General features: G+C 58.1%; 11 protein-coding genes. 5 read left to right on the top strand and 6 right to left on the bottom strand.

From position 1 onward, the window contains the following. From ACIQ36_RS05435 to ACIQ36_RS05425, 3 genes are all read right to left on the bottom strand, one after another. Positions 1 to 622, bottom strand: a 622-nt coding sequence (locus tag ACIQ36_RS05435; RefSeq protein ID WP_395826664.1) for an NrsF family protein, incomplete at its 3' end; no start/stop codon positions are given. A gap of 1 nt (position 623) precedes the next feature. Further along, positions 624 to 1,169 carry a sigma-70 family RNA polymerase sigma factor gene (locus tag ACIQ36_RS05430; RefSeq protein ID WP_395826663.1) on the bottom strand — a complete coding sequence of 182 codons (546 nt, stop codon included), beginning with the start codon at positions 1,167 to 1,169 and terminating at the stop codon, positions 624 to 626. Between the two features lie 4 nt (positions 1,170 to 1,173). After that, on the bottom strand, positions 1,174 to 1,977 hold the full coding sequence (locus ACIQ36_RS05425) for an undecaprenyl-diphosphate phosphatase (RefSeq protein ID WP_395826668.1): 804 nt from the start codon (positions 1,975 to 1,977) through the stop codon (positions 1,174 to 1,176). A 280-nt stretch (positions 1,978 to 2,257) separates the two neighbouring features. On the opposite strand from ACIQ36_RS05425, the gene ACIQ36_RS05420 reads away from it, so the two are divergent. From ACIQ36_RS05420 to ACIQ36_RS05410, 3 genes are all read left to right on the top strand, one after another. Beyond that, positions 2,258 to 2,959 (top strand): CoA transferase subunit A, encoded by a 702-nt coding sequence (locus ACIQ36_RS05420; RefSeq protein ID WP_395826661.1) that lies wholly within the window; start codon positions 2,258 to 2,260, stop codon positions 2,957 to 2,959. A 19-nt stretch (positions 2,960 to 2,978) separates the two neighbouring features. Further along, positions 2,979 to 3,620 (top strand): CoA transferase subunit B, encoded by a 642-nt coding sequence (locus ACIQ36_RS05415; protein WP_395826659.1) that lies wholly within the window; start codon positions 2,979 to 2,981, stop codon positions 3,618 to 3,620. Positions 3,621 to 3,995: 375 nt separating this feature from the next. After that, positions 3,996 to 6,101: a PAS domain S-box protein gene (locus tag ACIQ36_RS05410; protein WP_395826658.1), complete on the top strand. Its 2,106-nt coding sequence runs from the start codon at positions 3,996 to 3,998 to the stop codon at positions 6,099 to 6,101. A 3-nt stretch (positions 6,102 to 6,104) separates the two neighbouring features. Here ACIQ36_RS05410 and ACIQ36_RS05405 read toward each other — a convergent pair whose 3' ends face one another. Next, positions 6,105 to 6,392: a YciI family protein gene (locus tag ACIQ36_RS05405; protein WP_395826656.1), complete on the bottom strand. Its 288-nt coding sequence runs from the start codon at positions 6,390 to 6,392 to the stop codon at positions 6,105 to 6,107. A 107-nt stretch (positions 6,393 to 6,499) separates the two neighbouring features. Here ACIQ36_RS05405 and ACIQ36_RS05400 point away from each other — a divergent pair, with 107 nt between their 5' ends. Next, a complete protein-coding gene (locus tag ACIQ36_RS05400) occupies positions 6,500 to 7,420 on the top strand; it encodes a DMT family transporter (protein ID WP_395826654.1) in 921 nt (306 codons plus the stop codon). 10 nt (positions 7,421 to 7,430) lie between these two features. Here ACIQ36_RS05400 and ACIQ36_RS05395 read toward each other — a convergent pair whose 3' ends face one another. Further along, the gene (locus tag ACIQ36_RS05395; RefSeq protein WP_395826653.1) at positions 7,431 to 7,817 is read right to left on the bottom strand and encodes a YkvA family protein; all 387 of its coding nucleotides are present in this window, start codon (positions 7,815 to 7,817) and stop codon (positions 7,431 to 7,433) included. A 115-nt stretch (positions 7,818 to 7,932) separates the two neighbouring features. On the opposite strand from ACIQ36_RS05395, the gene ppa reads away from it, so the two are divergent. Then, entirely contained in the window at positions 7,933 to 8,463 is a 531-nt protein-coding gene (gene ppa / locus ACIQ36_RS05390; protein ID WP_395826651.1) for an inorganic diphosphatase, read from the top strand. Positions 8,464 to 8,486: 23 nt separating this feature from the next. Here the strand turns inward: ppa and ACIQ36_RS05385 are convergent, their stop codons facing one another. Then, a complete protein-coding gene (locus ACIQ36_RS05385; RefSeq protein ID WP_395826650.1) occupies positions 8,487 to 9,230 on the bottom strand; it encodes a TerB family tellurite resistance protein in 744 nt (247 codons plus the stop codon). Between the last annotated feature and the right edge of the window lie 235 nt (positions 9,231 to 9,465).

Genomic DNA, 9,465 nt, shown 5'->3' with positions numbered 1-9,465 from the left:
GCAGCACCGCAGGCCCAATCAGGCCAAAACCCACCACCAAGCCGCTGATAATCAGCCCGTGGCTGATGAGCACGATCACGCTAGTGTCGTAGCTATGGTAGAGGCTCATGGCGAAGGCGGCGAGCGCGGCCGAGGCGAGCCCGGCCAGCACGGCCAGCGGCACCCGCTGTAAGGGCGCGGCGCGGCGCAGCATCACCAGCATCGGCACACCGGAAACCAGCCCGGTCCAGCCGATTTGTTGTAGGCAATGGGTGGAAATGGCCCAGGCGAAACGCCCGCTATCCAGATCATCCAGGCAGCCTTTCCCCAGGAACAGCAACCACAGCAGCAGCGTGGGGATGGGCGTTAGGAGGGTCCAACCGGGGGTGCCGGGAATGGCTGCTCTGAAGGCGGCAAAGGCCGCGATGATCCCGGTCAGCAAAATCGCGGTGGTTTCAGCGATGAAGCGGGTTTTGTCCATCTGCACCGAAAGATCGGGGCGCAGGCCGCTAACCCAGATGATGATCCCTAAGAACAGCCCAACCGCGCCCAACCATAGCAGCGCGCGCGCAAACGGCGGGCGCAGGCGTTTCACCGGCGCAAGTTCGGTGCTCAAGAGATCGATAAGGTGGGTGCTCTCCATGCTATTCGCTCCCCATCAGCCCTTTGAGGCGTTTGAGCGCCCGATGGACTGAGACTTTCAACGCGCCGATGTTCGTACCCATTTCCAGAGCCGCTTCCGCTAACGACTTATCTTGAAGCTTCAGCAGCACGATGGCCTGCCGCTGGGCTTCGGGAAGCTGATCCAACGCATGCCGCAAGGCCTGCACTTCATCCACGGCTTCCTGATCGCTATTCGTCACCAGCCGGTTAGAAGTTACATCGAAATCATCGACGGTCGTTTCTTTCGCCGAGCGGCGTTTGATCCGGCGCAGCTCGTCGAGCAGGCGGTGCCGCACAATCGCCGCCAGCCAGGGTTTGAACGGGCGTGCGGGATCATAGGTATGGCGCACCAGATGCAGCGACAGCAGCGCTTCCTGCGCGGCATCCTCGTCGGCCCGGCCCACTTGGCGGATAATCAGAGCGCGGACGAACGGCAGAATTTCACTCAGTAGCTGGCGATAGGCCGCCGCATCCCCGTCTTGGGCGGCGGCCATAAGCTGGCCCCACGGATCGGGCGCGGCGGTCATAGGGCTAGCGGGCAATCAGTAAGCCAAGCATCAACGCCCCGACCGCGATGCGATACCAGGCGAAGGGGGTGAAACCATGCTTGGCGATGAAGCTAACCGCGACGCGCACAACGAGCAGCGCCGTGAGGAAAGCGACCGCAAAACCGACGCCTATCACCGCGCCGCCTTCGAAGGAAAGCTGCGACCAGTTTTTATAAAGATCATAGACCGTGGCGGCGGCCATGGTCGGCACCGCCAGGAAAAAGCTGAACTCGGCGGCGGTTTTGCGCTCAAGCCCCATCAGGCGCGCGCCCAAAATGGTAGCCCCGGAGCGCGAGACGCCGGGGATCATGGCGAGGCACTGGATAAAGCCAATGGCGAGCGCGGTTTTCGGCGGCATCTCGGCGATATCGTGATAGCGCTCCGGCGTGCCGCGCCCCTCGATTACCAAAATGGCAATCCCGCCCAGAATAAGGGCGATGGAGACGACCCAGGGAGAAAACAGCACGCTCTTAATGAAACTATGCGCCCCGGCCCCGATCACCATGGCGGGCAGGAAGGCCAGCAAGATCACCAGAATAAACCGTTGCGCGGCTTTATCCCTTGGCGCGGCGAGCAAAACACCGAACAGCTTGCGCCAATAAAGCACGACAATGGCCAAAATCGCCCCGAGTTGAATGACGATTTCGAACACTTTGCCGGGCGGGCCTTCAAAGCCAATCAAATCGCCGAGCAGAATAAGGTGCCCGGTGGAAGAGACGGGCAGGAACTCCGTGAGCCCTTCCACAAGACCGAGAAAAACCGCCTGCCAAAACAGCGTATCCACAATCGCCTGCCCCTTACCGTGCGTCCCTTTATCCCAGGCTATATAAGCGTTTCTGCCCGGCCTGTCGAACCTTGGGGGAGTAGGCCGCGAAAGAGGCCGGGGTGTGCGACATAAAATTGCGCATTAAGGGTGATTGACGCCCGGCCTCACTCCCCCGACACTGCGTCGCGGTGAAGGCCTCTCACGAGGCGGGGCGGCAAAATGCCCCGTTTGGGAGAGGCCGCTTGTTAAGAAGGCTTCCGAACCGGAAGCGCTGCGACACTCAGAGGGGAGACTGAATCGCATGAATAAGGTCCACGCGACCGCCGTCGAGGCCCTGGCCGGGCACCTGTTCGACGGCATGACGATCATGGCCGGGGGCTTTGGCCTCTGTGGTATTCCAGATGCCTTGATCGCCGCCATTAAACTTGCCGGGACAAAGAATCTCACGGTGATTTCCAATAATTGCGGCATCGATGGCGTTGGCCTCGGCACGCTGCTGGAAGCCCGCCAGATCAAAAAAATGATCTCGTCCTACGTTGGGGAGAATAAGCTTTTTGCCCAGCTTTACCTCTCGGGCGAGTTGGAGCTTGAGTTCAATCCGCAAGGCACGCTGGCCGAACGCTGCCGCGCTGGCGGGGCGGGGATTGCCGGCTTCTACACCAAGACCGGCGTTGGCACGATCGTGGCCGACGGCAAGGACGTGCGCGCGTTCAATGGCGAAAACTACGTGCTGGAAACCGGGCTGGTCGCTGATTTGTCGATCGTTCACGCCTGGAAATCCGACCGCGAGGGCAATCTTGTTTACCGTAAGACGGCGCGGAACTTTAACGCGCCGATGGCAACGGCGGGCAAGTTCACCGTGGTTCAGTGCGAGCATCTGGTGGAGATCGGCGAGATCGATCCCGATGCGGTGCATACGCCGGGCATTTTCGTGAATGCCATCGTCCATGTGCCCGATGCCGAAAAGCGCATCGAACAACGCACCACGCGCAAGCGCGCCTAACCCGGATCGGAGCAGAACAATGGCTTGGACCCGCGATCAAATGGCCGCGCGCGCGGCGCAAGAGTTGCGCGACGGTTTCTACGTTAACCTTGGGATCGGGATTCCGACCCTGGTGGCGAATTATATTCCCGACGGCATGGAAGTCTCGCTGCAAAGCGAAAACGGCATGCTCGGCATCGGGCCTTTTCCTTACGAGGGGGAGGAAGACCCGGACCTCATCAATGCCGGTAAGCAAACGGTAACTGCGTTGCCGCAATCGAGCTTTTTCGATAGCGCCACCAGCTTCGGCATGATTCGCGGCGGTCACGTCAATCTCGCCATTTTGGGCGCGATGCAGGTGGCGGCCAATGGTGATCTTGCCAATTGGATGATTCCCGGCAAGCTGGTTAAGGGCATGGGCGGGGCGATGGATCTCGTCGCTGGGGTTCAGCGCGTCGTCGTCGTCATGGAGCATACCGATAAGGACGGCGGCCCGAAGATCCTTCCCGCCTGCACGCTGCCGCTCACGGGCACGCAGGTGGTGGACCGGGTGATTACCGATCTGGCCGTGTTCGATATCGATCGCAAAAACGGCGGTCTCACCCTCATCGGTCTTGCCGATGGGGTGACGGTGGACGAGGTGAAAGCAAAAACCGGCGCGCCGTTTACGGTAGCGGTTTAACTATCGCGCGGTGGGAGCGTAAGGCTTCCACCGCAGCTTTTTTCTAATAATTCCCTGTTTTTTGCGGCCTATAGGCATTAAATGGCGGCGCAATCATTTATTTTTATTCGAAATAAGTCTTGGAAATTATTCTAATTATCCGCCCGAATCATTTTAAATTGAATTTATATTGATGGTTAAATGAATTCTATAAAGAGAGATCGGCTTCAGTTTCTCATTAAGAACCTGCCATAGCCATAAACAAGCATATGTCTAGAATTATTCTAAAAATTTACGCTCCCTTCAGATTTGACCGATAAGCTAATCGCTCACATTCGTTGGGGGCCATTCGGAATATCGAAGGGTCGCTTTACACATTCTTGGGGGGGTAACGGAATGATCCGACTCATTTCCACACGTCGCTATCTTGATTTGAAGGGGCTCTTTGTTGCGCTTGATAAATCGCAGGCAAGGATCGAGTTTCAACCCGATGGCAAAGTGATGAGTGCCAGCGAAAATTTACTTCGGATTTACGGGTATCAGTTAGCTGAAATTCGCGGACAGCATCACCGTTTGTTCGTAGACCCCGACGAGGCGCAAGCGCCCGCGTATCAGCGCTTTTGGGAGGGGCTGCGGCGGGGGGAGTTCCAATCCGCCGAATATCGGCGGATTGGCAAAGGCGGTCGGCAGGTCTGTATCCAGGCCACCTATAACCCGGTGTTAGATTGGCGGGGTCGGGTGATCAAGATCGTGAAATTTGCGACCGATATTACCAAGGAAAAACAGCATACCGCCAATTATATCGGCCAAATCGATGCGATTAATAAAAGCCAAGCTGTTATAGAATTTAATATTGACGGCACTATTCTGACGGCCAATGACGTCTTCTTAAAAACGATGGGCTACACGCTTGATGAAGTACAGGGCCAACATCACAGTCTCTTCGTCGATCCTGCCGAGCGGGCAAGTGCCGAGTATCGGGATTTTTGGGCAGGCTTAGGCGCGGGTGCGTTTCAGTCGGGCGAGTTCCGGCGCTTTGCCAAAGGTGGCCGGCCGATTTGGTTGCAGGCCGCCTATACCCCGATTCTCGATATGGCAGGTAAACCGTTCAAGGTGGTGAAATTCGCCTCCGATATTACGTCCGAAAAGCAAATCAATGCCGATCGGGCCGGGCAACTCCTTGCCATTAGCAAGAGCCAGGCCGTAATCGAATTCACGCTTGATGGAACGGTTCTAACGGCGAATCCGAATTTTCTGGCATCGTTTGGCTACACTCTGGCCGACATTCAAGGAAAACATCACCGCCTATTCGTCGATGATACATACGCGCGATCCTCTGAATACAAGCGTTTTTGGGAGGAGCTTGGGCGGGGCGAGGCGAAAACGGCCGAGTTTCTGCGCTATGGTAAGAATGGCCGCAAAATTTGGATCCAAGCTACCTATAATCCTATTCTCGATGCCAACGGCAAACCCTGCAAAATCGTAAAATTCGCCACCGATATTTCCGACGAGATGCTGCGCCGGGAAAAATTCTCCCTCCTCTCGCTGGTGGCCGATGAAACCGATAATTCGGTGATTATCACGGGGGCCGACCGGCGCATCCAATACGTCAATCCTGGCTTCACGAAGCTCACGGGCTGGACATCCGAACAGGCGATTGGCAAGAGCCCCGGCGCGCTCCTTCAGGGCGAGCATACCGACGCCGCGACGGTAAAGCGCATCCGCGATCATCTAACGCGTCGCGAGCCGCTATACGAAGAAATTCTGAACTATAGCAAAACGGGCGAGCCCTACTGGGTGTCGCTCTCGATCAACCCCATCTTCGATAAGCACGGAAATCTCGAACGGTTTGTCTCAATTCAGGCCAATATCACGGCGACGAAAACCCAAGCTATGGAGCATAACTCCCGTATGGTCGCCATCCGCCGCCGCACGATTGTGGCCGAATGGTCGTCTGCGGGCGAGTTGACCGATGCAAACGAGTTGCTGCTGACCTGTTTAGGGGCAGAAAATATTGCGGATTTAAAGGGGGCATTCCGGCTTGACCAGTTGCTGAGCAGTACGCAACAGGCTGACCTTAAAAATGGCCGCGATGTCTCGACGGATGTCAGCTATCGCCATCATGGTGGCGAGGCACTGCTTCAGGCCAGTTTTCAGCCGATTGTTGATATGCGCGGGGAACTGTCCGGCGTGGTGATGTACGCAACCGATGTCTCCGACCGTCGCCGCAGCTTGGAAGAATCGGCGAGGGTGCTCCGCACCGTGCTGGATCGGGTGGCCGATGTCGCGGGGGAGATCGGCGGCATTGCCGGACAAACCAATCTGCTAGCGCTCAATGCCACGATTGAAGCGGCACGGGCGGGCGACGCGGGAAAGGGCTTTGCCGTCGTGGCGAGCGAGGTCAAAAGCCTCGCCGCCCGCTCCTCCGGGTCGGCCAGTCAAATCGCAACCCTCGTGTCAGACACGCGCGGTCAGATCGATCGGATCGTCTCGGCGACATAAAGCTTAGAGGTTAGCAACTTTCATTTCGGTGATCTCGAAGCTCTTCCAAACGCCGTTTACGGTGTAGGGATCGGTCTCAAGATAGGCGTCCAGCGCGGCGCGGTCGGGGAAGCTTGCGATCAGCGCGCTGCCGTTCATGGTCCCTTCGGGGCTTAGCAAGGCGCCGCCGATCAGCACTTCGCCCGCGTCCTTATATTTTTTCACATTCGCCAGATGGGCCTCGCGCGTAGCCATGCGGCGGGCGAGGGCGTCGGCGTCGGTGCCATCGCGGGCAATGACCAGAAACTGCATAGCTGGGTTCCTTTAGTTTCACACCAAACCAGTGGTTTATCGGACCAGGATGAAAGCGCCCCGATTCAGCCGGAAAGCCTTGGGTTTATCGCCCGAGGAATTGCTTTATGCCGATGCCGCTTCTCCTTACCCATCCCTATTCTAGTTTTGATGCGGCAATCAAGCGCTGTGCGTTGCCCGTACAGGCGGCGATCTGGATGATCCTTGCCGGGATGGTATTTTCCACGATGGGCCTGCTTATCCGGGTGACGACGGTGGAACTGCATCCGTTCCAAGTGGCTTTTGTGCGGATTGCAATGGGGATTCCTTTGTTGGTGCCGATTGTGATGCGCCAAGGATTGACGGTGCTGCGCACCAATAATCTCCCGGCTTATGCCCTGCGGACGGTTTTTAGCGTCGCGGGGCTTTTGGCCGGCTTTTATGCCACGGCCCATCTGCCCTTGGCCGATAGTGTTTCCTTCAGCTTTACCGCGCCGCTGTTCGTAACCTTGGGCGCGGCGCTGTTCTTAGGCGAAGTGTTGCGCCTGCGCCGGATTGCCGCGCTGGTGGTGGGGTTCATCGGCGTTTTGGTCATCTTGCGACCGGGGCAGGTGCCGCTCAGTCTCGATATGATGGTGGCGCTGGGGGCGGCGGCGGCCTCGGCAGGGTCAATTTTGACGGTGAAGCGCCTCTCGGCAACGGAATCCTCAATGACCATCGTCGCCTATCTCTCGCTGCTGACGACCCCGATTGTGCTCATCCCAGCACTCTATGTCTGGCAGTCGCCGAGCCCAACCATGTGGGCGGTGATGATCCTCATCGGTGTTCTGGGAACCCTCGGCCAGATCGCCGTGACCCGCTCCTATAGTCTGGTCGACGCCTCGATGGTGATGCCCTTTGATTATCTGCGCCTGCCGTTTACGGCGGTGCTGGCCTATCTGGTGTTTTTCGAAATTCCCGATGTGCTAACCTTTGTCGGCGCGGGGATTATCACCGTCTCCACCTGCTATATCGCCTGGCGCGAATCCGTTCTTGCCCGCCGAGGCTAAGAGGCTGGGGTTAATCCTGGCGCAATCGGTCGAGTTTTTCCCGCGCTGAGGCCCGGTGGCTGTCCTTTATCGCATCGGCGGCAAGCCGTATCGCGGCGAGCAAGACCGCAAAATCATCGCCATACCCGAGCCCGGCGATCCAATCGGGCACCGTATCGATGGGCAGGATGAAATAGGCGAGCGCCGCTGTTAGGCCGATTTTCACTTTGCGCGGCGTTTTCGGGTCGCGGCTGGCGTACCAGGCCGCGAGCAAATCTTCGGCGAAGGGCAAACGGGTGGCGAGGCGGTGCAGCTTGGGCCAGAAACCGGCATCGACCATCCGCGCCTGATGCTGGGCCTCGTCGGCGGTTCGTGGCACAATTGGAACGGGTAGATTGCGAAACTCGACCTCAACCATCTCTGCCTCTCCCAACGCGCGCGTCATTGGTCGCAGGTAAGCTCTCTTGCCTTGGAACACAAGCGCCTGCTATTGCCTCATCCGCAAATTCCTTTTTTTGGCCTGGATGGAAAAGATGGACCTGTCGAAAATCAGCATCGGCCCGAACCCGCCCGACGATGTGCACGTCATTATCGAAAATCCGCGCGGCCTGCCGCCGGTGAAATATGAGATCGATAAGGACAGCGGCGCGCTGTTCGTCGATCGCTTCGTGCATACCTCGATGGTGTACCCGGTGAACTACGGCTTCATCCCGCATACGCTGAGCGGCGACGGCGATCCCGTGGATATCATGGTCGTCACGGATCATGCGGTGGTGCCCGGCTGCGTCATCCGCGCCCGTCCCGTTGGCGTGCTGCTGATGGAAGACGAAAGTGGTGTGGATGAAAAAATCCTTGCGGTTCCGGCGACCAAGCTTTGGCCCGCCTATAAGGATGTCGAAGCCTATACCGACCTGCCGGAAATCCTGATCGACCAGATCTCGCATTTCTTCACGCACTATAAGGACCTTGAAAAGGGCAAGTGGGTGAAGGTGCTGGGCTGGGAAGGCCCGGAAAAGGCTAAGGAACTGATCCTTGCCGGAATCGAGACCGCGAAGAAGAAGTAAGGGCGTAACGCGGGAGCGGGGGATTACGAAATTCCCCGCTCCCGTTTGATTTTATCCCAGGCGGTATTGATTGATGCCAGCGTTTCGGTCGCAAGGCCGATGGCCTCCGTCGGCAGCCCTTCGGCAATCAGCCGATCCGGGTGATGTTCCTTGACGAGGCGCAGATAAGCGGCTTTGAGGTCGGCATCAGACGCGCTCGCGGGCAGCTCCAAAACCCCATAGGGATCCTCTAAACTCGCGGCAAGCCCCAGATGGCGCTGAAGCACCCCCCGGAACGCGGTTCCTTCGAAACCGAAAATCGCCGCAACCTGCTGAAGATAGGCGATTTCCGCCGGGTGAATCTCATGGTCGGCGCGGGCGATGGCGGCAAGGCTGCCCAAAAGCTCTTCCAACACTGGCGAGCCCGGCACGAACAGCGCGGCAATTTGGCGGGCGTAGGTTTCAAAGCCCGCAGTATCGCGGCGGGCGAGATCGAAGACCCGGCGGGCGTTTTCCGCCTCCTCCGGCGATACCGTGAAGATTTTCCGAAACGCCGAGATTTCTGGGTCCGTCACCGCGCCGTCGGCCTTGGCCATTTTCGCCGAAAGGGCGATAACGCCAATGGTGAAGGCGATGGATTTCACCGCTTGATCGGGCGGCGGCAGGGGTTTTTCGGCGGTGAGCGTTTGATAGGCATCGCCGACGTAATCGCGAATGAGGTCGCCCAAGGGGCCGCCCAAAAGCCAGCCGACCCCCGCGAGCAGCGCGCTGACCGTCATCACATCCATCGAGTGCGTCCTTTCTGCGGCGCTACCACCTGCACTTTTTGCAACGCACCTTAGCGCCCGGAAACATCTTCGTCACCCTCTCCGCGCTCCCAACCTCTTGACGAAAACGTCAGGCGACGTTACCTATGTAGTCAGCAAAAATGCTGCGCTGCAATATCGCGCTTTCTCAGGAAAGTCTGAGATTTTGGCTCTTTTTTGGCCGTTCTTACGGCATTGCAAGAAAAGAGCCTTGGGA

This window comes from Elstera sp. (genome assembly GCF_044372965.1).
Lineage (GTDB): Bacteria > Pseudomonadota > Alphaproteobacteria > Elsterales > Elsteraceae > Elstera.
Note: the sequence above shows the minus strand (reverse complement) of the source record. Positions and strands in the feature narration are given on the sequence as shown.

What these genes read in the sequence shown, in the direction of transcription:
- ACIQ36_RS05420 (WP_395826661.1), top strand. Translation starts at nt 2,258, where the DNA reads ATGAATAAGGTCCACGCGACCGCCGTCGAGGCCCTGGCCGGGCACCTG.
- ACIQ36_RS05415 (WP_395826659.1), top strand. Translation starts at nt 2,979, where the DNA reads ATGGCTTGGACCCGCGATCAAATGGCCGCGCGCGCGGCGCAAGAGTTG.
- ACIQ36_RS05410 (WP_395826658.1), top strand. Translation starts at nt 3,996, where the DNA reads ATGATCCGACTCATTTCCACACGTCGCTATCTTGATTTGAAGGGGCTC.
- ACIQ36_RS05385 (WP_395826650.1), bottom strand. Translation starts at nt 9,230, where the DNA reads ATGGATGTGATGACGGTCAGCGCGCTGCTCGCGGGGGTCGGCTGGCTT.
- ppa (WP_395826651.1), top strand. Translation starts at nt 7,933, where the DNA reads ATGGACCTGTCGAAAATCAGCATCGGCCCGAACCCGCCCGACGATGTG.
- ACIQ36_RS05430 (WP_395826663.1), bottom strand. Translation starts at nt 1,169, where the DNA reads ATGACCGCCGCGCCCGATCCGTGGGGCCAGCTTATGGCCGCCGCCCAA.
- ACIQ36_RS05400 (WP_395826654.1), top strand. Translation starts at nt 6,500, where the DNA reads ATGCCGATGCCGCTTCTCCTTACCCATCCCTATTCTAGTTTTGATGCG.
- ACIQ36_RS05405 (WP_395826656.1), bottom strand. Translation starts at nt 6,392, where the DNA reads ATGCAGTTTCTGGTCATTGCCCGCGATGGCACCGACGCCGACGCCCTC.
- ACIQ36_RS05395 (WP_395826653.1), bottom strand. Translation starts at nt 7,817, where the DNA reads ATGGTTGAGGTCGAGTTTCGCAATCTACCCGTTCCAATTGTGCCACGA.